Below are 23,282 nucleotides of genomic sequence, written 5' to 3'. Positions count from 1 at the left end.
TCTTGTTCTTACACCCGGATCGTCAGGAAAATCCGTTCCATGCTGTCGACTTCCGTGAAGGCGACCAGCAGGTAAACTCGATCTCCTTCGGACTTCCGGTCCGGATCCAGCGTCACGACGATGTCGGTCAGCACATTGTTCAACTGCAACCGCTCCAGGTAGGCTTTGATCGCGGAGATCAACGCCGCTTGCCCGTCGTCGTTATTGTCCAGCTTGCCGATATAAGAATCGGCAGCGGCCTTGGTAATATCCGTGGAAATGGCTTGACGGGCCCGCATGGCGCGGATTTTCTTGCCGCTGGTGACCAGCCCCTGCTCCACCTTCACCTTTTCGCCGTCATGAACAAGTACCAACGAACCTTTTTCCAGCGCCGCATTGATTTCGGTCTTTCTCAGGCGCTTCGTGACATCGTTGGCGTAAACCGGCGCATACGTAATCGATTTATTGATGGCGGTGCCTGCGATCAGACCGGCGACATAGGGCGCATAGCGGGCCGAGTTGTACGGCTTTCCGTCGATCTCAACGCCGGTAATCAGGTTGACGACGTAATCGTCTTTGACCGAAACACTGCGGGTATTGCCCGTCTCCGGCTTCTGATCTTCGTCGGCGGTTCCCCCGATCACGGTAATGAAGTGTTTGCCTTCATCCTCACGATTGCTGGCGCACCACTCTTTGAGGGCCTTTTGCTCCGCAGCCGGAATTTCCGCAGGATACACGAACACATTAAAATGACGCGTACTGAAAGCATCCCGAATCGCCGTGTAGTCCACCGCGGCCTCTTTCCCTTCCGCGGGTGCCGGTGGAGCCGGAACCGTGTAGACGAGCACTTCCTTCGCTCCGCCGAGCAGAATCAGCCGGATCGGATCGATATTTTCTTCCCCGAACCAATCGGCGGCTTCCTTCACTTTTTCAATCGCAAAAAACTTCTTGGCATCCGCCGCATTTTTATACTTGAACAGCGGCAATGCTACCGTTCCGCGCGCACCGCCCTTGATCTGCGCCGCTGCGGCCTCTTCAAATCTGATGTACAGCCCCGGACGCACCGGCAGGCTGGTTGGTTCCCATGATCCACTCATTCGTTCATGCCACCTTTCAAATTAATGGTCGTGCGATACTCCACTTTGTTGATCTTCTCGTACTGCCGGATCGCCACCGGCTCCCGCGTGTTGATCACCACGGTGCCCGTGCCTTTTTGCAGTCCGCCTTCAAGCTTCTCCGGGGTTGAAATCGCAAACGATTCCGCCCGGATGCTCCCCGCCCCTCCGGTTTTCCCGGTGTCCGCTTCCGCGCGCTCATTCATCAGGTAACGGCTCAGCGCTTCCAGGCTAAGGACTACTTCCTCTACCTGCTCCGCGTAATAAACGACCGCGTACTGTCTTTCCGCCAATGTATGGCTGCGCGAATCGCTCCGCCGCGTCTCCTGCTTGAGTTCAATGACGAATTCCCCTGCCACAGGTAGGGCGGGACCCTGGAAACGGTGAACCGTCACCGCCGGAAACTTCGCTTGAATCAGTTCCGTCAAACCGCTGATCTCTCCAGCTATCGACATACTCCATCACTCCCTTCAGCCGGCCGGCAAACCGTCCATACCGAAAAACTCAGTGCTTAAGTGCTAAATCCCCCGCTTCCGTTTTCATAGTTTCCAGCCGGTCTCTCCGGCCACATTTCGGATTATAGAGCAGGCCCAAAACGGCGAACAGGATGAACTTTCTTCACCCGGGGTGAAGGGATTTCATCCTACCTTTACGGGGTAAACCTTGATATACTAGGGCTAAATGCAACCTTTTCCAAGGTGTGAGGAGTTATAAAGATGGAGCGAATTCGTGTCATGCTTGTGGAGGACGATCCCTTCTGGAGGGAGCATATCAGTGCGGATTTGGCCGATGAGGCCGATATTGCGGTCGACGGCGTGGCCTCCACGAAGGAAGAAGCGGTTGAGCTCGCAACGCGTCTGGATCTGGATGTGATTCTGATGGATATCAATCTGACGGGGAATCATCTGGATGGGCTGGACGCCGCCGAGGAAATTTTACGGCAGGAAAAAAACAACTCCGTAAAGGTCATTATGCTGACCTCTATTACGGAGTCCGAAGTGATTATGAAATCTTTTCGCCTGGGGGCGATGAATTATATCAATAAATCGAGCTACCAGGATATCCTGCATGCGATCCGCGAAGCCCACAGCGGCCGGGCGTCCATTCATCCCGACGCCGCCCGGGCCATGCGGAGCGAAGTGCAGCTCATGGAGCTCTCACCGACCGAAAGGGAGGTTTTCGAGCTCCGCCGGGACGGGCTGAGCAAGCGGGAAATCTCCGAACGGCTTCACAAGTCGACGAATACGATAAAATCCCAACTGCGCAGCATCAAGAACAAGCTGACCCATTTCAAAATGGATTAGCCGGAGGGTCCAAACGCCCCTCCCTGGACCATTTGAACCGGCTCCTTACAGGAGATGCCGGCTTGAAGCGGGATTTCGGGAAGTGCAGAACGATCGTCGTTCCCTTGCCCGGGACGCTCTCGGCCACCGACAAGCTTCCGCCGTGCTTGCTCATCACACTGGTGCAGTAAGACAGGCCGAGCCCGTAATTCAACGCGTTCTTCTTCGTCGTAAAAAAAGGCTCGAATATTTTGGCCAGATACTCCTGCGGGATTCCGGCCCCGTTATCCTTCACCTCAATGATGAATTCCTTCCGGGTCACCGACGTGGCCAGTTCAATCATCCCCCCTTCGGGAGGCAAAGCGTCGATGGCGTTGCGAATCAGGTTGGAGAGCGTTTCTCTTACATGAACCTCATCACAAATGAGCTTGCCCTCCGCTCCGTAAAAAGCGGATAAAGCGATCCCCTCGGCTTCCGTAATCCCTCGCGAGGAGGAAATGACGTCCTCCAGCAGCTCGCGCAGTTCGTTCTCGCTTTCGTCAAGCTGCACATCCTCGGCCTTCTCCTTGATCCGGTTGACCATGTGCAGCAGATGATCCGTCAAGCCGTGCACCTGGCTCATCGTTTGGATCGCCCTTTCCGTATGACCGGCTTTCATGAGGGAACGGCTCTTTTCGGCCAGGTAATCGATCTTTTGAATCTCGTTCTTGATGGAGTGGTTCAGAATGGACACGCCCATCGTCAGCGTGCGTATCGAATAATCGATCCGCTCCCGTTCGATCCGCAGCTTGATACCGAGAAAGCCGTACCGGATCGTAAAGAACAAAACGGCGGCGACCGTTCCGAGGATGACGATAAAGTTGGCCTGCCACATCCCGTTGCTGCGCAAGTCGAAAGACCACCAGCCGAGCCCCAGATAATTAAAGCCCAAGTAATCGGAGGTATAGGCCCAAATCATGACAAGCGGGAAGAGCAAGGTTCTCCGTTGGCCGCGCCGGCTTAACTCGTTCTTCTCTCCGAAATAAGCCAGGATATAAAAGAAACAACCGATCGCGACATACATCCCGTCCCACCAGCGAAACTCAGCCATCTCGAAAATATGCCAGGAGCCCTGCCGCGCACGATCCAGAACCAATAGCACCGCGGCCGGAAGAAGCAGCACCGACCAAATCCATTTCCAGCGGGAGGACATCCGCTCGTTCAGCCACAGCCCGCCCAAACTGAATACGTAAGGCAGAACAAAATAATAAATATTCATGCTCACCACAGTCGATACATACAGCGCCCGGCTAAAAAACTCCGGCATCCAGGCCGCGTCTCCCAACATCGGTATAATGGAAAGATGCATGCTGAACGTATAGCTCGCCGAACCGCCCAGCAAGATCGTTAACCCGATCCAAATATTGGACCTTGTCCTGTGAAATAAGACGAACAGCCCCAAAGACCAGAGCGACAGGAACATTAGGATATAAATAAGCTGCACTTTTCCTACTCCCTCAGTTTCGCAAAATTACCTTTTACTGATTATTCCATCCCTTCTTTGTGAATTCCTGCCTTGACAAACAAAAATTGTCCTGTTCCCAAAGCCTTTGGCGAAACAGAAGCCCGCTGAGGCCGATCAAGGTCATGGCCGAACCGATCCATAAAAAGGCCTGGCCCGCCGAAGCCGCCCGAATCAATAACCCCCCCGCCAAGGGAGCCGCCAGCATGACCAGGCTGGTCAGCATGTTTTGGATGCCGAATACCCGGCCGACGAGTTTCGGGGTTGTTTCTTTTTGCAGGATATAGTTCTGGGTAAGAATGTACATCCCGTTGCCGATGCCGATCAGAAAGCCCAGTCCCCAAAGAAGAAAGGAACGGCTTCCGGGAGGACTTAAGCCGAGCAGGGCGATTCCCGTGCCGATCAGCGCGCCTCCGCCGCCGAGCCCCCAGCCGTAGCCGATCCGGTTCAAGCGGTTCAGCAGCACGAGCACCACCACCGCCCCCGCGCCGATCGCCGCCACGACCTGGCCGGTCAAGGCTTCATCCGCGGGAGAGATGGACCTTAATAGCGTCGGAAACTGATAATCGATCATCAGGATCACTGTCATGCCGATAAAGCCGAAGATGACGGTATTCAAGACCTTTTTGTGATGCCAAAGGTAAACCCAGCCTTCCTTCCACTCGGTCCAGAATACACCGGCACCGGAGGAAGGCGCTGGCGCCCCGGGCGATTCCGTGTCCTGCGGCGACGCCGCTTTTGGCAAATGGCGCAAACCCAACAGCAGCAGCGCCGAAAGTAGTCTGGCCGCCATGTTAATCACAATGCAGGCCTGCGGGGACAGCGCCACCAGCGTAACGGCGCCGAGCAGCGGCCCGGCCACCTTCGAACCCTGGTTGACGAGGCCGTTATACGAAGTGGCCTGCAGCAGCAAATCGGCCGGCACCACCCGGCGGGTGAGCGCCTGCTGAGCGGGCACGTGAAACACGCCGGCCAGGGCACGCAGCGCCAAAAAAGGCAGGAGCCAATACATATTCGGGGCGAACAAAACGGCGACGGAGAGGATGACGGTTAATAAATCGCAAACCATCATAAGTCTGGCCTGCTGCACGCGATCCGCCAGCGTTCCCGCAAAGGAGCTGAACAGCACGGACGGCAGGGCCATGGAGACCGGAATCAAGGCGATCATCAACGGATCGGCCCCCCAGCGGTAGGCGACCAGCACCTGAACCGCCAAGGCGTCGAACCAGTCGCCGAACGAGGCGAGCGCATATGCGGTGAACATGCTCCTGTAGCCGCGGATCGACCACAGCCCGGAGCGGGGCGTGAATGACATGATATGAATTCCCTCCAACCTATAAAGTCCTGTTTTCGGCAGTTTATCAGGACTTTATCAGAGGAAGATCAGACGAAACAATCGCCGCCGTTCAGCAGCGACTCGATGTGGCGCTCCATTTCCGGCCGGACTTCGGAAAACCGGTGCTTTTTGTCCAGCGAATCATACAGAGCGGCGTATTTATGCCGGAGCCGGCTCTCGGGTCGATGCCTGTGCAGAAACAGCCGGATCTGATGAACGGCCGCGAAATACAACGGCATATGCAGAGCCATTCCCAGCACTTCGAGCCCCTCGTCGAGTCGCTCCTCCGCTTCACGCTCCGCCCCGTCGGCCAAGAGCCGCAGGCCTTTCATGATGTGGAATCGGCCGATCTCGCGAATATAAGGATCGCTTTGCAATAATCTCTCCAAACGCGCCGCGGTCCGGTCGGCTTCCGCCCAGTTCCCGGCCGTCAGGTGAACATACATTTCCATGATGGCAACGGGCATGATGAATCCGGTTAAACCATCACTCTCCATGACGCGGCGGGTATGGGGAAAACGCGCGATCGCTTTCTCCGGCTGCCCGGCATCGGCATATACCTCAAGGATATTTAAAATCTCCATTTCCCGGTGCTGCTCGGGAGTCATCATTTTTTGGCTTAGCGCGGTCTCGCAATACTCCAGCGCCAATGCTGAATCCGCTGCAATGCCCCCGTAAAGCAGGAGCATCCAGTATAAGCGTTCGTTTGCCGGAACCTCATCCGTCTCCAAAAACCATTGGAAATTCCCTTGGATAAACCGGATATACCGGCGGTAAAAAACATCGACCTCAAATCCCAGCACCTCGTGCTGAGCGGCTAACGCCACGATGGATTTGCCCTGTCCGAGCAAATGATATTTCTCAAACAACCCCCGCACCGCCGACTGCATTTCCTTATCATGAATCGAAGGATTTTCAATTTTGCGCGGCTCCTCGACGGTCAAGCTGTAGCCGTATCCCCGAATCGTGTTAATGCGGATATGACTCCAGCGGGCCAGCTTTTTTCTAAGCCGGTAAATATGGTCATCCACCGTCCGCTCCACCGGGTATTCCAACGCCCACACCCGGTCCAGCAGCTGTTCGCGGGAAAACGCCTGGTTGCGGTGCTCATATAGAAACTGCAGCAGCGCGAATTCCTTCGCCAGAAGTTCGACGGTTTCCGCTCCTACGGTCACCGTATAGGCGGCCGGATCCAAAATCAGGTGCGCCATGGAGGCCGTTCCTCCCTTTCGTTTAACATCGTACAGCGAATGCATTTATCATAGGCTGCCATCGAGATGTTGTAAAGGCAAAGCCGGGAGGGCCCATGACGGCTGACAATCCCAATCAGACGCTGAATATGATTAACGTTAACGGGAATTCCTCCCGCTAATTTGACCAAAAGGAAGCGCTTCGCGCCCTGATCCCGAGATTAGCTGGAGGAATTCCAGCTATTTTGTATTCATTGGCCGCTTGGTCCAAATTAACGGGAGGTTTTCCCGTATACTCGCCTCGATGAACCTTAGCCAATCAAATCCGCTCTAATCTCTGACCTGGACAGGTGAGGCAACGCAGTGTCCGGCCGATCCATTCCCAAGGGAAATAAAAAAGCCGGACGGAGCGCGTAAAACCCGCTCCATCCAGCTCAAAAAATTACAGCGTTGGCGCCTTCACCGCTTCCAGCGGGGCCACCCGTCCGTACGAAACTTTGGCGCTTTCGGTCTTGGCCGCCCAATAAACGCCGTTCGCAATCACCTGAAGCACTTCGGGGTGATGGTACACCGGGAAGGTTTCGTGGCCCGGACGGAAATAGAACACCTTGCCCAGCCCTCTCTTATAGCAACAGCCGCTGCGGAAAACTTCGCCGCCCTCGAACCAGGAAATGAACACCAACTCATCCGGGGCCGGAATTTCAAACCGTTCGCCGTACATTTCTTCCTTAGGGATCTCGATATACTCCCCAAGCCCCCGCGCGATCGGATGACTCGGCTCAATGACCCAGATGCGTTCTTTTTCCCCGTCATCCCGCCATTTCAGCGCTCCGGTGTTCGTCCCCATCAAGCTGCGGAAAATCTTGGAGGCATGCCCGGAATGAAGCACGATCAGGCCCATCCCGTCCAGTACCTTTTGCCGGACCTTCTCGACGACCGCATCGCTGACTTCATCATGCGCTACATGTCCCCACCAGAGCAGCACGTCCGTTTGCTCCAATACCTCGTCCGTCAAGCCATGCTCCGGTTCATCCAGCACCGCGGTTCTCACTTCCAAATCCCCGAAGCCCTTAAGATGATTGGCAATCGCCGTATGAATGCCTTCCGGGTATATCGCCTTGACCTGCTCATTATGGCGTTCATGACGGTATTCATTCCATACCGTAACTTTAATCTTGGACACTGACTAAATCCCCCTATTCCTGTTCACGGACTCTAACCGCACGAAAACACGATATTAAAACGTTTGCATTCCTCCTACAGTATAGGACGTGTTACAATGAACGGGAATGGCGAAAACATACACTTTTTGTACAAAAACGACTTTTTCAGTTTGTCCGGGGAGGGTTGAAATATGCTGGCCATGAATGCGGAGCTGCTGCCGAGAATCAAACTGATGGGGTTCGTATCTTACACCCACCCCTGGATGCATTTCCGGAGAACGACATCGGAACACATCCTTTACGTTGTTAAAAGCGGTGAACTGCATCTTCGGGAAAACGGGGTTTCCTATTGCTTAAAAAAGGGGGATTTTCTGTTCCTCGAGCCGAACCTCGAACATGAAGGGACGGAGAAGCACGTTTGCGACTATTACTACATCCACTTTGAGCATCCGGATTTGAAGGCCGCCCAAGTGGACGACCTCCCGGCGCTGGCCCGGAGCCTGATGGTCAAGGAGGGCGCCGAACCGGCCGTGCAGGACCCGCCGGTATGTTATTTTCCCAAATACTATCGGTTGCCGAAAAAGAATCTCCCTCACTCGTTCCATACGTTGAATGAAATGCTTCAATTGTACCGCCGCCATTATTTCAACCGCGGTTTGTCCGCGCTGAAGCTGACGGAATGGCTCATCGAAATCTCCCGCGAGTACTTTATCGACACCCTGAAAAGCGGGGAAAAGGGCAGCTCGCGGGCCGTCATGAAGGTGCACGCTCTGCTCGACTATATCCACAAACATTACACCGGCAAAATTACGAGCCGCGACATCGAGCGGGAATTTGGCGGAAACTACGATTATATCAACCGGATCTTTAGGCGGATGACAGGCCAGAGCATTATGCGGTACGTGAACCAGGTACGGATCAACCATGCCAAGGAACTGATCGAAGCGACCCACCTCAGCTTTAGCGAAATCGGATATTTGAGCGGGTTGGAGGATCCTTTTTATTTCAGCAAGGTATTTAAAAAATATGAAGGCATCTCCCCCAGCCAATATTACAAGCACGTGCGAAACCGGGAGGGATCGGATCGGTAACCACCCATCGGTTATCCAAGTTATCCACAAAGTTATCCAGATGTTATTCTGAGTTATGCAGTTATTCGAGAGCTGTCCACAAACATAGTTGTGAATAATGTGCATAAAACGCGCAAAAATTGGGCACAACCCCTCCTTTACGGATCAGGTTGTGCCCAAATTCATTTTTTTTCACAACATTTCGCGTTCCAGCAGTCCCATTTGTACACAGGTATGCAAGGACAGCGTTTTGGTTCCCCCGGCAAAAGCGATATCGACCAGATCCCCGTTCCGCGCCCGTACTTCCCCCCGGCCAAACACCCGATGACGGACGGCATCCCCGGCCGCGAGGGCCAAACCGTCTGCCGCGTGCCCCGCGCCGGCCGCCGCCTGATCGCTCTCCGGCTGCACGATGGATCTGACGTGGGAGACGAATCGGGATTCGGCGACCTTTTCCCCGTCCCGCTCCTGATAAGTCAGCAGTTCCAGCTCCCGTTTCGCCCGGGTCATGCCGACATAAAACAGCCGGACCGCCTCTTCCATCAAGGCATCTTCTCCGCCGGCGTGCTTTTTGATGTCCTCCGAGGAAGGGATTACGCCATCGGCCAGGTCGATCATAAACACCTTTTCAAACTCCAGACCTTTGGCGCTGTGGAATGTGGATAACGTGACGGCGTTCTCTCCCCTTCGCTTTTTGGACGAGGTTAATGCCGATTCCAACACCTTCAAACGTCGCGCGAAATCCTCCATCGTTTCCAGCGTTTCCGCGATTTCCTCCAGCGTGTTGAGGATTCCGATCAAAAACTCCTTGCGAAACCCCATCCATTCGCACATTTTATCGAGCGCCTTCTCGTAACCGAGCCGCTCCCGGATCACGCGGATCGCCTGCAGCGGCGGCATGCCCTTCATCTCGCGGAAGGTGTCCCGGCTGGCTTGCAGCGGCTTCAACTGATAATCTTGGAGCTTCACGTATTGAAGCAGATTGTCGAAGACGGATTCGTTGTTGCGGATTTCTTTTAATGCGGCCATTTGCTGCTTGCTGATGTACCCGTTGAATTTCAAATGAATCTTCTCCAAAATATCCGGCCGCTTATCGGTAAAGGTCATCCGCATAAAATTCAAAATATCCTCCACCACCCAATGGGAGAAAAAGCGGTTATCGGTATCCTTCATATAGAAGGGAATCCCCGCCCGGTCCAACGCGTTGATCAGAGCGACGGAAGAGGAGTTGTTGCGGTACAGCACCGCAATTTCCGCCAGCCGCTCCGATTTTTGAATTTCCCCGACGACATACTTCGTCTGCGCCTTGTAATCCGGAAAGGGGCGGAAGCTGACGCCCCCCTTCTCCTCCTCGGGTCGAGCGGTGAACATGTTCTTATCGTAACGGTTCGGATTTCGCCGGATAAACCGATTGGCCGCGTGAACAATGGCCGGGACGGAACGGTAGTTCTGCTCCATGAACAGGATTTTGGCCTGAGGATAAACTTGGCTAAAATTCAGCAAATAAGTGGGCTCGGCCCCTCTCCAGCTGTAGATCGACTGGTCGTCATCCGCGACCACGCAAAGATTGCCGTGCCGCCGCACCAGCTTTTCGATAATCGCATGTTGAACGAGCGAGGTGTCCTGGCTTTCGTCGGTCAGTACGTAATCGTATCTTCGCTGGTATTTTTCCAGCAGGAAGACGTCTTGCTCCAGAACCTCGTTGCCGAGCGTCAGCATATCGTCAAAATCAAGGAGCAGCTTGTCCGGCCGGGACCGTTTGAATGCCTCGTACTCGCGCAATATCCGTTCGGCCTCCGCCACGCCGGCCTTCACGGTCCCCCATCGCTCGGGCGGAAGCAGCTTGTTCTTGACGTAACTGATATAAGTCGTCAACTCGTCCATCTGATCATCCGTCATATTTTCCCCGGTGACCGATTTGAAGATCTGCCGCAGAATGGCCTGCTTGTGCAAGGGGGCCCGGTCCGGATCTTCGCTCCCTTCCTGGCCGGCATCTCCGCCGCCTTCGATAATTTGGTAAGCCAATCCCGCCCTGCGGAAGTGCTCCCTCACCACCTCAAAGGCCAGACTGTGAATCGTAGAGAAGTCCACCGGCGTCAGTTCCGGAAAAAAACGCCGATACCGTTCCTTCATATCGTTGGCCGAAGCCCGGCTGAAGGTGACCGCCTTGATCCGCGAGGGCTTTACGCCCTTTTCCTCAATCAGGTATCCGATCCGCATAATCGTCGTCGTCGTTTTCCCCGACCCCGGAGAAGCAAGAAGCAGGACGGCTCCTTCGGTATGAAGGACCGCCTGCTTCTGGATCTCGTTTAGGGCAATGCCCAGCTCTTGTTGTTTTCGCTCAAAAAATCGTGTTTTGCTGTCTATGCTCATTTCTCGCCCTTTTGTCTCCATTCGGATTCCAGCAATCCCATCATGTAAGTATCGAAATATTCCCCGTTCACGAAAGCATGCTTTCTCAATTGACCTTCCACTACAAAACCGATCTTCTTGTACAGAGCGATCGCACGCTCATTAATCCCTCTTGTGGTCAGATAAATTTTATTCAGGCGAAGCTGATGGAAGCCCCATTCGATCATTTGTTCCATCGCCGGTTTTCCGTAGCCTTTCCCGCGCGCCTCCGGCGCAAGCAGGATGCCGATGCAGGCCCGTCCGTGCTCCGGTTCGATGTCCTGCAGAAAAATCCAGCCGATCGGCCGGTTCTCTTCATTTTCGATCGCCATCAGAAAATCGCCGTTCCGCCTCTTCTTCTCCACCTCTTGTTCCATCTGCTCGTAGGTCTTTGGAATTCTTCCGGCCATTGCGATGGATACCGGGTCATTCGTCCACCGGTGAAGCTCCTTGATATCTTCTTTCTCAAAAGGGCGTAAGGTTACTTGTTGTTCAGACATGGGACCTCTCTCCTCTCGTATTCATGTTCAGAATTCATGCACATTCGAAATCCATGGTCTCATGAGTGCCGTTGCCACCACAGCATGATCGAAACGCCAATCAGGCATAGAACGGCTCCGGCCCAATCCCACAGGTCGGGCGTTTTTTTGTCCACAGCCCATCCCCAAAGAAGCGAGAGAACAATAAACACGCCCCCCGTAAGCCGCGTAAACTTTGCCAAAAGACGGGAATTTTTGCAGAGTGGGAAGAATTCCGTACAAAATCAGCACGATGGCTCCGACTATACCGTAGCCGTAAGACTTTCCTTCGCGGAGCCAGAGCCAAATCATGTATCCTCCTCCGACTTCGGCAAGCCCGGCCAATATAAAAAGAACGACGGATTGAATCATAGCTCCCCCAGTTACCTTTCTTTCGACTATAATTCTATCTCTTTGATTATACCTTTCCTTAACTCCGGCTTTCCACCCGAAAAAAACCGTCAGAATCAACTTATGGATTCTGACGGCTTATGAGGTAATCATTTGGCAATTCGTCTGCACGTGGTTCAACCTTTCGCGATTATAGGCTATACGCTTTCGGCGTTCTTTAAGGCATGCTCCCAGCTGGGGAAGTAGAACAAGGCGCTCCTCATCAACTCGGGATCGCTCTGCTTCACTTGCTTTTTGCTGATGGAGACTCCTGTTTCTTGCAATTGCCGAATACGTTCGAGAACCTGGTCGGCGTTGAGTGCGACATCCATAGGCTCACCCCCTTTTTCCTAGGTTTTCCAAAGGGAAGGCAAGCTATGCCGCGGCTAACCAAAACGAAGTACTTTATTTAATGCCGAGGCGAAGTCGGTAGCTGAACCAAATTTCCCGGGAACCATCGTGGAAAAAGTCTTCCACGTGTTTGCGGAAAGTCTCCAGTTCGGAATCCAGGGTGGTGAGCCCCATCTTAAACACGGTCTGAATGCCGCCCTGGCTCAAGGCGAGGCCTATAAATCGTTCGGCATCGCAATGTTCCGCGTTGTGAAATACAATCTCCCGGGTAAAACGGAAGGCCCCGCTATCCCGCAAGGCGTCCAGATGGCCGTTCTTGTCCCGCTTCACAGCCTGCTTGGCTCGATCCATGGCCTGTTCGACCAGGGCATCCGCTTTACCGACCAGCTCGAGATATTCGTTCTCCAGCTGCCAGTTCAGCACGGGCGGCCAGTCGCAATCATAGACGGCAAAGACACCGCCCCGCTTCAGGACGCGATGCGCTTCCTTCAATGTGCTTACGGGTTCCATCCAGTGGAACGACTGTGAACACGTGATGATATCGACCGACTCATCGGAGGTGTCCAGATGATTGGAATAACCCGGAACGAACGAAATCCGCTCCGCCGGCACGGCCGCTCCCTTGAGCTTTCGGTTTGCCTCGTTCCTCATATCCGCGTTCGGTTCAACGCCCATCACGCGCTCCGCGTGGCCGCTCCAGATCAGGGTGGAAAGGCCCGTGCCGCAGCCCAGGTCCATGACCAGGTCGGGTTTCCGGCCCAGATAGTTGCCGAGCAGCTCTACGACAAACTGCGGCGCCTCGGGACGGTAGCGGTCATAGAGCTCCGCAAACCCGGAAAAACGTTCGATATTCTCTCTCGAATTGCCTTCGGGAATCATCTGCTTCTCGCCTCCTCTATCGGATAAGGGCTGAAATCGCTTCGCGAGCCGCCTTGGTCAGACTGCGGAACACCAAATCATACGAGTGGTCGATCATTTGTTGCAAATCCTCGATGGATAGGCTGTCGTCCACGATCACCGTGTTCCAATGCTTCTTGTTTAAATGGTAGCCGGGCTGAACGGAGGCATGCTGTTCCCGTAAATTGACGGCGATGACCGGATCGCACTTCAAGGAGATATGCACCTGGTCGTTCTTGCCGTCGACGGAGATCAGCGCGAACATTTTCCCGCCCACCTTGCATACGAGCGGTTCGGGCCCAAACGGATAATCGGGCGCGGCCCCCTTTTTGCTTAAGCAATATTCAGTAAGCAATTCCTTCATGAGTTCTCCCTCCCATACACCCTCAGGTTATGGTAAATCGCCTGAAGGCGGGGGGCTTCCAAACCGTGCTGCTCAGCAAGCCCGAGTAAATAGCCGTGCAGATGCTCGCCTTCCACGGCATAGCCTTTCTCCATGTCCCGGAGCATGGAGGATTTCATTTCAAACGACATCCGGTGCGTCGTCTCCATATGACGTTCAACGATGTCCTTGTCCAGCGGAGCCCCGTGCGCTAACATAATCGCCTCGGTTTCCCGGAAAACGCCGCGAACGAAATCCGCTCCGCCGGCGGTCTCGCGAATCGGACCGACCGGGGCTCGCATCAAGGTCGTAACGCCTGCAATCGCGGCAATGAACAGGTATTTATGCCAGATATCCCGCTCGATATGATCGCTAAGGAGGAACGAGGATTTCGTCCCCCCGAGCGCTTGCTCAATCTCGCGGATCCGCTCCGTTTGGGCTTGCCCGAATTCCCCGAATCGGACGAAATGGTCTTTGCTGGTCTGGAGGACATGTCCTTCCTGATTCAGGATAGTTTCGATGAAGCACAAGCCCCCGATCACCCGGTCCGCTCCAAATTCCCGCTGCAGCAGCGGATAATGCGCAACCCCGTTCAACAGCGGGAGCACGACCGTCCGCTCGCCGACATAAGGCTTAAGATCCCGGACCGCCTCCTCAAGATGGTAAGCTTTCGAAGAAAATAGCACCAAATCATATGGCGCATTTGTATGATTCTCTGCCGTAATCGTCTTGGGACGGATCGTCACATCCCCATGAACACTACGCACGACCAGGCCGTCTCTCTCCAGTTGCTGTTTTCTCCGGCTGCGCACCAGAAACGTGACGTCCGCTCCCTTTTCCGCTAAACGGCCTCCGAAATAGCCACCGACTCCGCCGGCGCCAAGCACCAATATCCGCACACCCGTTCCCTCCGCTTTTGGCTTATTTTTTGCTGCGAATTTCTTCAACTAGTGTCGTAATGATCTGCTCTATCGCCAGTGTCCCCGCATCGCCTTCGTTGCGTTTCCGGACGGCCGCCGTGCCGGAGGCTCTTTCCTTTTCTCCGAGAACGAGCGTGTAAGGGACTTTCTCAAGCTGAGCTTCCCGAATCTTGTATCCCAGCTTCTCGTTCCTCGCGTCGACGGAGACGCGGATGCCGGCCTCCTCCAGTTGCTTCTTCACCTCGTAGGCGTAATCGACGTAATTTTCGGAAACCGGCAGCAGCTTCGCTTGAACCGGCGCAAGCCACAAGGGAAACGCCCCCGCATAATGCTCGGTGAGCATCCCGATAAAACGGTCGATCGAGCCGTAAACCGCACGATGAATGACTACGGGTCTATGCTTCTGATTATCCTCGCCGATATAAGCAAGGTCAAATTTTTCGGGCATTTGGTAGTCCAGTTGAATCGTTCCGCACTGCCAGCTCCGTTTGAGAGCATCGAGGATATGAAAATCGATTTTCGGCCCGTAAAACGCACCATCGCCTTGATTGAGGCTGTACTCAAAACCGCGTTTCTCCAGTACACGCTGCAGCGCCGACTCCGCTTGATCCCAAACCTCCGGATCTCCCATGGAATCTTCCGGCCGGGTGGACAGCTCGATTTTGTATTGGAAGCCGAAGATCTTGTACATCTCGTCGATGAGGTCGATGATCTTTCCGATTTCCTCCTCGATCTGCCCCGGCATCACAAACAGATGAGCGTCATCCTGACAGAAGGTGCGCACGCGCATCATGCCGTTCAGGGCGCCCGAGAACTCGTGTCGGTGCACCTGGCCGAACTCCGATATACGGAGAGGCAGATCGCGGTAAGAGCGCAGGCTGTTCTTAAACACAAGCATATGTCCCGGACAGTTCATCGGCTTGAGCGCAAAGGTCGAATCGTCGACCTTCGTAAAATACATATTGTCCTTGTAATGATCCCAATGACCGGACTGTTCCCAAATCCGGCTATTCATCATCAGCGGGGTACGCACTTCCTCGTAATCCCGTTTCCGCTGAAGCTCACGCGCAAAATCCTCCAGTTCCGTACGAATCGTCATCCCATGGGGCAGATAAAACGGCATGCCCGGCGCTTCCTCGGAAAACATAAACAGCTCCAGCTCTTTGCCGAGCTTGCGGTGATCGCGCTTCTTGGCCTCCTCGATCAGGTGCAGATGTTCATCCAGCTGCGCCTTTTTCGGAAAAGCTGTGCCATATATCCGCTGCAGCATTTTGTTCTTGGCATCCCCCCGCCAATAAGCGCCCGCCACATTCAGCAGCTTGAACGCCTTGATCCGGCCCGTGGACGGAAGGTGAGGTCCCCGGCACAGATCGAAGAACTCGCCCTGATCATAGATGCTGATCTCGGCCGCCTCGGGAAGATCGCGGATCAGTTCCATCTTCAGCGGCTCCTCCAGGTTGGCGAACAGCTCGATAGCCTCTTCCCGGCTTACGACGCGCCGGATTATAGGATGATCTTCCCTGGCGATCCGCTCCATCTCCTTCTCAATGGCCGCCAGATCCCCGGCGGATAAAGGTGTCTCCATATCGACGTCATAGTAAAAACCGTCCTCAATCACCGGCCCGATGCCCAGCTTGACGGCCTTCTCGCCGTAAATGCGCTTGATCGCCTGAGCCATAAGATGGGCCGTACTGTGCCGGTAAATATCCAGGCCTTCCTTGCTGTCGAGGGTCAGCACTTCCACGGCGCAATTTTGCTCAATCGGGACATTGAGGTCGACCGGTACCCCGTCGATTTTGCCTGCGATCGCATTTTTCCCCAGACCGCTGCCGATCGACTCCGCCACTTGCCGTATCGTGGTCCCTTGCTGGAACCTCCTGATGTTGCCGTCCGGTAAAGTAATTAGAATTTCCATGTTTCGGGCCTCCACTTCTCTATAGTGATCTGAACGCAAAAAAACGCATCTCTTCCCAGAAGGGACGAGTGCGTTCAGCTCGTGGTTCCACCCTAAATTCGACCTTCCCGTCCGGCACCTAAGGCCATAACAGCCATAACCGCGGATGGAAGATCCTCATTCGGATCCGGTAACGGGGATCATTCCGGTGACGCATACTGCCGCGGTCTCGGACCGATGGTCTCTATGACTCTAGCGGGTTCAACGCCACGGCTGCAAAGGGGTAACTTCGCCTCCGTAACTGGAGAAGCTTTCAGCTTGCGCCTCTCTCTCTGGACAGTTCGTGAAGGAAATCATGTCTTTGGTCAACGCCGGGTATTTCTTATTGGTACTTTATAACACAGGTGCATCCTGTTATGCAAGCCTTAATTATCCGTCCATCCGGGAAGATGTCCTCACACAGTAGACGTTTTGCTTCAATTTGTCTTTCCAAATGTGGACAACACTACTATGGTTCCTATCCTCCATCACGTCGTAAAGGCTCCCTATATCTGGTATGCGGCTCTCTTATCGAATCGATATCTTATACTCCATATGTTTATGTTCAAAAATGTTCTCCGCTGAATTCCGGACCAGAACAAAGTGGTCGATGTTGTCGAATCCGTGCAGCGTTTGATTATGATGGGCAATCATCTGCGCCGCACTCAGCACCTTGCTGTCGGTGGTCGAGTGGGCATCCGCAACCAGGGTCACGTCATAGCCCAATGCAGTGGCCGCACGGCAGGCCGTGTCAATACAGTACTGTGTTTTTGCACCGATGACGACGATATGAACGATGCCGAAGTTGTCCAGCGTTTCTTGAAGATTTGTTTGCAGAAAGCTGTTTGTCGCGATTTTCTGCACGACCGGATCGCCCGGCAATGGAGCAATAGCCGGGTGGATGTCCTGTTGTTCCGATCCTTTCTCGCCAACTCCCACATCCTGTACATAAATCACCGGAAGTCCTAAGGCCCTGGCTTTTTCGATCACCTGTACCATCACCTTCAGAACTTCATCCTTGTTATAAACCGGTCCGTCCGTTGGCCCCTCGATAATTCCGACTTGTGAGTCAATGACAAGCAAGGCTGTGTTCGACATGCGTTTACATTCCTCCAAAAATAGCAGTTTATTTTACCAGCAGAATTTATCATAATCGAATAGTGACTACAATTCCTAAAACGGCTAATTGTTCGTTCTTCATTTCATCATCTACTTTCAGGAATGATTTCGTTCAAGCAATGGAGTGCATTCAGGGTTCTCGGAAAGCCCATATAAGGAAGGCAGTGAGTGATGTGGGACCTGACGTCACCAAATACAAGGTCGGTGACCGGGTGGGAGTAGGATGTATGGTCGACTCCTGCGGCGAACGCGAGAATTGCCGAAAAGGCGAAGAACAATACTGTCTGAAAGGTAATGTTCCAACTTATGCCGGCGTCGATAAATACGGCGAACCTACGCAAGGCGGATGTGCCAGCGCCGGTGCGATAAACATGGCTGCAAAATGGTTAAGCTTGTTCTATTGGGCTTGCAGCAACACGTGATAAACACTAAAAAAAGAAAGTGTGGAACCACTAAAAATCACCATGAAAAGAATATTGGAAACCATTTATGACCTAATAAAATGAACTTTGAGCCGAATTCATCTGGATTTCAATAAATCATTTCAACTTTTTTGAAACTTCCTTGTCCCATAGTTCAATCTTCCCCTGCCCGTATAATATTCCCCTTCAAGTCCGTTCATTTTGATACTCATAGTTTAATAGCGTTCAACTCCTAAAATAGCTCTGATTCATGAAGAACGCAAAGGCTATATGTGAGATATTAAATTGACACTTTTTATAAAAAGTGATGTAGTAATAACGTGTTTTAAGATGGTATTATTTATCATTTAAAGGAAATGTTGAGATATTCAATTTCTAACGAAAAAGGATGATTGCATTGAAACTCGGATCCGAGCGGCATGGGGAAATCATACGTTACCGCAGCGGCCATATCACGATGGAAGAGGATATTATCGTTACGGAGCATCCGATCACAATCAAAATAAACGGTGATGAATTCGTCACTCTGGTATGCACGCCTGAATATATCGAGGACATGGTTATCGGTTATTTGGCATCCGAAGGAATCATTAGAGGGTTCCAGGATATCAAGGCGATTTGGAGTCAGGAAGAAGAAGGTTTCGTCCACGTAACTATAGACCACTTAAGCCCATTGCACCGTCAGCTGTTTGCCAAGCGATATGTAACTTCCTGCTGCGGGTCTAGCCGGCATGGCTTCGTCTACATTAATGATGCCAGAACGGCCAAAATTGCGGACGGGGTACATGTGTCACTTTCTTTCGACGATTGTTTCCGCTTAATGGAGGAAGTGCAAACCGGATCAGAGCTGTTCCACCGCACCGGTGGCGTCCATTCTGCTGCAATTTGCGATGCCGGGGGAGTGCTGCTGGCCCGCAGCGACATTGGGCGTCATAATGCACTGGACAAAATTTACGGCTACTGCCTGAAGCAACATTTGAAACTCAATGACAAAATTGTTGTTTTCAGCGGACGGATCTCTTCGGAAATTTTATTGAAAGTAGCCAAAATAGGCTGTGAAATGATTTTGTCCAAATCTGCCCCCACCGGACTAGCGCTTGAGCTGGCTGAGCAGCTGGGCATCACCACCGTTGGTTTCATTCGTCAGAATTCATGTAATGTGTATACCCGTCCGGATCGTATCTCCGGTTGTCCCGCTTTCCCCCCTCCATGAACCTCAAATTTCAAGTACAAAACTCACTGTTCTCTATTTTTACTTTTGTTACAATTTTTTCTAGGTAATCGCAATTGTTATTTTTTGGTTATCTGGTTTAATCCTCTCCAGGATAGGGAGTGATGTCAACGGAACAATTGCTGGATCGATTATATGAAGAAGAATCACTGGAAGCTCAAGAGATCATTGCTGTGCTGAGGAACCCGGACCAGAATCTAAAAAAGCGGCTTCATCATCTGGCCCATCTGAAAAGAATGGAATGTTATGGCGACCGTGTATTTTTGCGCGGGCTGATCGAATTCTCCAATATTTGCAAACAGAACTGCCTGTATTGCGGCATACGCTCCGGCAATAAGACAGTCCGCCGCTATCGGCTCCAACCTGAAGAAATCTTGGAATGCTGCCGGGAAGGGTATGAGCTGGGTTATCGTACCTTTGTTCTGCAGAGCGGAGAAGACGACTGGTACACCACTGAGAAGCTGACCAAGCTCATTACACGCATTAAAACACTCTATCCGGATACCGCGGTAACACTGTCGATTGGTGAACGGGATGATGAGACTTACGCTGCACTGCTCGCGGCCGGAGCTGACCGTTACTTGCTGCGCCATGAGACAGCCTCCCGTAAGCTGTACCAAGCCCTGCACCCGACCATGACCTTTGACAGCCGCCGGAATCGGTTGAAGGCGCTCAAGTCCCTCGGCTATCAGGTGGGTGCAGGCTTCATGGTCGGTTTACCAGGACAAACTCCCGGGGATTTAGCTGAAGACCTGCTGTACCTAAAGGCGCTTGACCCGGATATGATCGGCATTGGCCCTTTTTTGCCGCATCAGGCCACACCTTTAAAGAACGAGCCAGCCGGAACCGTTATAAACACACTTGATATGATTGCTCTGGCCCGGCTCTTCGTGCCGAATGCTCTAATCCCTGCTACAACAGCCATGGGAACCGCTCATCCGAACGGCCGGGAGCTGGCGTTACAAGCAGGTGCCAATGTGGTCATGCCAAATCTCTCTCCTTTGAATGTACGAGCGCAATATACGCTCTACAATAACAAAATCTGTCTGGGTGACGAATCCGCCCAATGCAGATTCTGCCTGGAACAGCGGATTGAAGCTGCCGGATTCCATGTGGATATGGGCCGGGGAGATAGTCTGAATCATCTATCCCGCTCTTCTGCACAGCATATCCCTCTTTAAGGAAGCCACTGAATCAGCCTGTTGTTATCTCGCAATCGAGTTGTAAGGTCAGATCACAACTTCAAAGTCCAAGTCTGCTTGTCAATCCAATAATGAACCAGAAAGAAGTGGATGTTCGTGAGCCGAGTAAATGAAAGTCGTCCGGCGGATTTCATTCAGGACGAAGAGATCAAAGAAGCGCTGCAATTTGGAGAAACAGCCGGATCGGATCGGGCCAAGGTGTCCGCAATTCTTGAGAAGGCCAGACAATGCAAAGGGCTGACCTCACAAGAAGCAGCTGTTCTCTTAAATGTGGAAGATCAGGAAACACTCCATGAGATTTATCAGGTATCCAGAGATATCAAGGAACGGATCTACGGCAACCGGATTGTATTGTTCGCACCACTCTATGTCAGCAACTATTGTGTCAATAATTGCGTGTACTGCGGTTACAAACATTCCAATTCAGAATTCACACGCAGCCGCTTAACCTCAGATGAAATTGCCCAGGAAGTTACCGTTTTGCAGTCTCTGGGACACAAACGGCTTGTGCTGGAAGCGGGAGAGGATCCCCGCAATTGTTCCATCGACTATATTCTCGACTGCATAAAGACCATCTACGATACGAAGCTGGACAATGGCAGTATCCGCCGGATCAATGTCAATATCGCCGCAACCACTGTCGATGACTATATCAAGCTGGCTGAGGCGGGAATCGGAACTTATATTTTATTTCAGGAGACTTATCATAGACCTAGCTATAAGCAATACCACCCGCAAGGACCCAAAAGCGATTATGATTGGCATACGACCGCCATGGACAGGGCCATGAAAGCCGGTATCGAGGATGTCGGCATTGGTGTTCTGTATGGGCTTTATGATTATAAATATGAAACGATAGCCATGTTAAAGCATGCCGAACATCTGGAGCAGACCTATGGCTGCGGACCGCATACGATTTCCGTCCCCCGCCTGCGCGAAGCGGAGAATGTGAATCTGGACAATTACCCTTACTTGGTCAGCGATCCGGATTTCGCCAAAATCGTCGCCGTTCTGCGCATAGCCGTTCCCTATACAGGAATGATACTCTCTACACGCGAAGACGCTGAATTTCGTGATCAGATCATCAAACTCGGCATTTCCCAGATTAGCGCAGGCTCCGCCACAGGTGTTGGCGCATACAGTGTGAACAAAGATAAAGATGACAAACCGCAATTCATGGTAGGCGATCACCGCTCCCCTATGGAAATTATCAAAAATCTCTGCCAGGACGGGTATGTGCCGAGTTACTGCACCGCCTGTTACCGGGAAGGCCGCACGGGAGACCGTTTCATGCAGCTGGCCAAATCCGGCCAAATCCATAATGTCTGTCAGCCGAACTCCCTGATGACGTTTCAGGAATACCTGCTGGATTACGCCGATGAGGAGATGCGGGCCATTGGAGAGCAGACGATTCATGACAATCTGGAGCGCATCCCCAAGGAATCGGTCAAAAAAGCGACCCTAAAGCAACTTCAGCGTATCCATAACGGCGAACGAGATCTACGGTTTTAGGCCGCACCCCATGTACGCTGTCACAAAAAGGGGGTGTTCCAGCAGCCATTCAGATGGCTTTTGGAACACCCCCCGCTTTAATATACGTATTAATGGCATACCCCCTCCTCCCAGGCCAGCATTACAGACGGAAACATTTCGATGGCTCTTGGGAACACCCCCTGCACGTAGGCAATAAATACACCATAGTTCACAATCGGAACACCCGCTTGTTCCGCCTCTTCAAGCCTTCCCAGCATCGCCCTGCGGTTCAACATACACGCTCCACAGTGAATGATCAGTGAATAACCGCCGAGTCCTGCGGGGAAATCGCTGCCTGCGGCATGTTCAATTTGAAGCTGCCTGCCTGTCAGTTCCCGCAGCCAGCGGGGAATCTTCACGGAAGCAATATCATCGGATTGCCGGTGATGCGTGCAGGCTTCCGCAATGAGCACCCGGTCTCCGTCCTGCAGACGACCAATAGCGCGAACCCCGCGTACAAGCTGAGGAAGATCCCCCTTATACCTGGCAAACAATATGGAAAAGGACGTGAGCGGGATATCCTTTGGGGTATCTGCCTGAACCTTAAGAAATGCCTGTGAATCCGTGATGACCACATTTGGCTTGCGCCCCAGCATCTTGAGCGTGTGTCCAAGCTCCTGTTCCTTGGTGACAACAGCAACTGCATCACATTCCATGATGTCACGAATGGTCTGCTGCTGGGGCAGAATCAGTCTTCCTTTAGGTGCTGCCTTATCGATCGGCACTACCAGAACAGCCAAGTCTCCGGGATTCAGCAGGTCTCCCACTAGCCGGAACCGGTCTTCGTCCCTCGGCAGCTCCCTAATGATTGCGGCTTTAAGATCCGTAATCCCAGTCTTCCTGAGCGCACTGAATAACATTGGCTTCAAATGAAGCTGCTCTTCTACCCTTGCTTTTGCCGCCACTACAGTGTGTTCCTCACCGTTACCATGTTCCTCGAGCAAGTCTATTTTGTTCAATAGTAGGATGACCGGAATCTTCTTGACTGACAGGTCCAGTAAAAGCTTGTGCTCCAATTCGTCTACTCCGTGGACAGCGTCTATCACCAGCAACGCCAGATCGGTTTTGGTCAGGATCTGATTTGTTTTGCGAATCCGCTGTTCGCCCAAACTTCCGCTATCATCCAATCCGGCGGTATCAATAAGCACTACCGGCCCCACCGGCAGCAGCTCCATCGGTTGATAAACCGGATCTGTCGTTGTCCCGCTTACCGGAGAAACAATGGACGTCTCCTGACCGCCTAAAGCGTTAATCACACTGGATTTGCCGGCATTACGCCGTCCAAAGACTGCAATGTGCATTCGTTCTCCACGCGGGGTATTATTTAAGCTCATAACATGCGCTCCTTCGTTATCC

The 23,282-nt window shown here is 52.8% G+C and carries 20 protein-coding genes and 2 pseudogenes; 6 read left to right on the top strand and 16 right to left on the bottom strand.

From position 1 onward, the window contains the following. Window positions 1–8: 8 nt before the first annotated feature. Complete coding sequence (locus V4U84_RS22065; protein WP_334077982.1) at window positions 9–1,076, bottom strand: phage tail sheath subtilisin-like domain-containing protein; 1,068 nt, start codon at window positions 1,074–1,076, stop codon at window positions 9–11. Next, on the bottom strand, window positions 1,073–1,549 hold the full coding sequence (locus V4U84_RS22060; RefSeq protein ID WP_334077981.1) for a hypothetical protein: 477 nt from the start codon (window positions 1,547–1,549) through the stop codon (window positions 1,073–1,075). The genes V4U84_RS22065 and V4U84_RS22060 overlap by 4 nt, the downstream gene beginning before the upstream one ends. 261 nt (window positions 1,550–1,810) lie before the next feature. Here V4U84_RS22060 and V4U84_RS22055 point away from each other — a divergent pair, with 261 nt between their 5' ends. Beyond that, window positions 1,811–2,398: a response regulator transcription factor gene (locus tag V4U84_RS22055; RefSeq protein WP_334077980.1), complete on the top strand. Its 588-nt coding sequence runs from the start codon at window positions 1,811–1,813 to the stop codon at window positions 2,396–2,398. On the opposite strand, the gene V4U84_RS22050 is transcribed toward V4U84_RS22055, so the two are convergent. The 4 genes from V4U84_RS22050 to V4U84_RS22035 all read right to left on the bottom strand — a co-directional run bounded on the left by V4U84_RS22050 (window position 2,385) and on the right by V4U84_RS22035 (window position 7,587). Beyond that, window positions 2,385–3,860 (bottom strand): sensor histidine kinase, encoded by a 1,476-nt coding sequence (locus V4U84_RS22050; protein ID WP_334077979.1) that lies wholly within the window; start codon window positions 3,858–3,860, stop codon window positions 2,385–2,387. The two genes, V4U84_RS22055 and V4U84_RS22050, sit on opposite strands and share 14 nt — an antisense overlap. Before the next feature lie 34 nt (window positions 3,861–3,894). After that, window positions 3,895–5,193: an MFS transporter gene (locus tag V4U84_RS22045; RefSeq protein ID WP_334077978.1), complete on the bottom strand. Its 1,299-nt coding sequence runs from the start codon at window positions 5,191–5,193 to the stop codon at window positions 3,895–3,897. Between the two features lie 68 nt (window positions 5,194–5,261). After that, the gene (locus V4U84_RS22040) at window positions 5,262–6,425 is read right to left on the bottom strand and encodes a winged helix-turn-helix domain-containing protein (protein ID WP_334077977.1); all 1,164 of its coding nucleotides are present in this window, start codon (window positions 6,423–6,425) and stop codon (window positions 5,262–5,264) included. A 421-nt stretch (window positions 6,426–6,846) separates the two neighbouring features. Continuing rightward, window positions 6,847–7,587 carry a ThuA domain-containing protein gene (locus tag V4U84_RS22035; protein WP_334075445.1) on the bottom strand — a complete coding sequence of 247 codons (741 nt, stop codon included), beginning with the start codon at window positions 7,585–7,587 and terminating at the stop codon, window positions 6,847–6,849. Window positions 7,588–7,758: 171 nt separating this feature from the next. On the opposite strand from V4U84_RS22035, the gene V4U84_RS22030 reads away from it, so the two are divergent. Further along, window positions 7,759–8,658 (top strand): AraC family transcriptional regulator, encoded by a 900-nt coding sequence (locus V4U84_RS22030; RefSeq protein WP_334075444.1) that lies wholly within the window; start codon window positions 7,759–7,761, stop codon window positions 8,656–8,658. Window positions 8,659–8,829: 171 nt separating this feature from the next. Here V4U84_RS22030 and V4U84_RS22025 read toward each other — a convergent pair whose 3' ends face one another. The 9 genes and pseudogenes from V4U84_RS22025 to V4U84_RS21985 all read right to left on the bottom strand — a co-directional run bounded on the left by V4U84_RS22025 (window position 8,830) and on the right by V4U84_RS21985 (window position 17,517). Further along, window positions 8,830–11,004, bottom strand: a complete 2,175-nt coding sequence (locus V4U84_RS22025; RefSeq protein WP_442951907.1) for an ATP-dependent helicase — start codon at window positions 11,002–11,004, stop codon at window positions 8,830–8,832. A 2-nt stretch (window positions 11,005–11,006) separates the two neighbouring features. Beyond that, the gene (locus tag V4U84_RS22020) at window positions 11,007–11,528 is read right to left on the bottom strand and encodes a GNAT family N-acetyltransferase (protein WP_334075442.1); all 522 of its coding nucleotides are present in this window, start codon (window positions 11,526–11,528) and stop codon (window positions 11,007–11,009) included. 59 nt (window positions 11,529–11,587) lie between these two features. Then, window positions 11,588–11,918 (bottom strand): annotated as a pseudogene (locus V4U84_RS22015) (YnfA family protein). Between the two features lie 176 nt (window positions 11,919–12,094). Beyond that, window positions 12,095–12,268 carry a hypothetical protein gene (locus V4U84_RS22010; RefSeq protein ID WP_334075441.1) on the bottom strand — a complete coding sequence of 58 codons (174 nt, stop codon included), beginning with the start codon at window positions 12,266–12,268 and terminating at the stop codon, window positions 12,095–12,097. Window positions 12,269–12,341: 73 nt separating this feature from the next. Next, window positions 12,342–13,166 (bottom strand): class I SAM-dependent methyltransferase, encoded by an 825-nt coding sequence (locus tag V4U84_RS22005; RefSeq protein WP_334075440.1) that lies wholly within the window; start codon window positions 13,164–13,166, stop codon window positions 12,342–12,344. Between the two features lie 16 nt (window positions 13,167–13,182). Continuing rightward, window positions 13,183–13,548 carry an MmcQ/YjbR family DNA-binding protein gene (locus tag V4U84_RS22000; protein ID WP_334075439.1) on the bottom strand — a complete coding sequence of 122 codons (366 nt, stop codon included), beginning with the start codon at window positions 13,546–13,548 and terminating at the stop codon, window positions 13,183–13,185. Further along, window positions 13,545–14,465 carry a ketopantoate reductase family protein gene (locus tag V4U84_RS21995; protein WP_334075438.1) on the bottom strand — a complete coding sequence of 307 codons (921 nt, stop codon included), beginning with the start codon at window positions 14,463–14,465 and terminating at the stop codon, window positions 13,545–13,547. Before V4U84_RS21995 ends, V4U84_RS22000 begins: the two co-directional genes overlap by 4 nt. A 22-nt stretch (window positions 14,466–14,487) precedes the next feature. Beyond that, a complete protein-coding gene (gene thrS, locus V4U84_RS21990) occupies window positions 14,488–16,401 on the bottom strand; it encodes a threonine--tRNA ligase (RefSeq protein WP_334075437.1) in 1,914 nt (637 codons plus the stop codon). A gap of 546 nt (window positions 16,402–16,947) precedes the next feature. Continuing rightward, the gene (locus V4U84_RS21985) at window positions 16,948–17,517 is read right to left on the bottom strand and encodes a cysteine hydrolase family protein (RefSeq protein ID WP_334075436.1); all 570 of its coding nucleotides are present in this window, start codon (window positions 17,515–17,517) and stop codon (window positions 16,948–16,950) included. Between the two features lie 185 nt (window positions 17,518–17,702). On the opposite strand from V4U84_RS21985, the pseudogene V4U84_RS21980 reads away from it, so the two are divergent. The 4 genes and pseudogenes from V4U84_RS21980 to hydG all read left to right on the top strand — a co-directional run. After that, window positions 17,703–17,885 (top strand): annotated as a pseudogene (locus V4U84_RS21980) (alcohol dehydrogenase catalytic domain-containing protein); the annotation flags it as partial. 532 nt (window positions 17,886–18,417) lie between these two features. Further along, complete coding sequence (fdhD, locus tag V4U84_RS21975; RefSeq protein ID WP_334077999.1) at window positions 18,418–19,173, top strand: formate dehydrogenase accessory sulfurtransferase FdhD; 756 nt, start codon at window positions 18,418–18,420, stop codon at window positions 19,171–19,173. A 122-nt stretch (window positions 19,174–19,295) separates the two neighbouring features. Continuing rightward, complete coding sequence (gene hydE, locus V4U84_RS21970; RefSeq protein ID WP_334075434.1) at window positions 19,296–20,372, top strand: [FeFe] hydrogenase H-cluster radical SAM maturase HydE; 1,077 nt, start codon at window positions 19,296–19,298, stop codon at window positions 20,370–20,372. 117 nt (window positions 20,373–20,489) lie between these two features. Further along, entirely contained in the window at window positions 20,490–21,905 is a 1,416-nt protein-coding gene (gene hydG / locus V4U84_RS21965) for a [FeFe] hydrogenase H-cluster radical SAM maturase HydG (protein ID WP_334075433.1), read from the top strand. An 89-nt stretch (window positions 21,906–21,994) separates the two neighbouring features. Here the strand turns inward: hydG and hydF are convergent, their stop codons facing one another. Next, window positions 21,995–23,260: a [FeFe] hydrogenase H-cluster maturation GTPase HydF gene (gene hydF / locus V4U84_RS21960; protein ID WP_334077976.1), complete on the bottom strand. Its 1,266-nt coding sequence runs from the start codon at window positions 23,258–23,260 to the stop codon at window positions 21,995–21,997. Window positions 23,261–23,282: the final 22 nt, after the last annotated feature.

The organism is Paenibacillus sanfengchensis, assembly GCF_036864765.1.
GTDB classification, from domain to species: Bacteria; Bacillota; Bacilli; order Paenibacillales; family Paenibacillaceae; genus Fontibacillus; species Fontibacillus sanfengchensis.
Note: the sequence above shows the minus strand (reverse complement) of the source record. Positions and strands in the feature narration are given on the sequence as shown.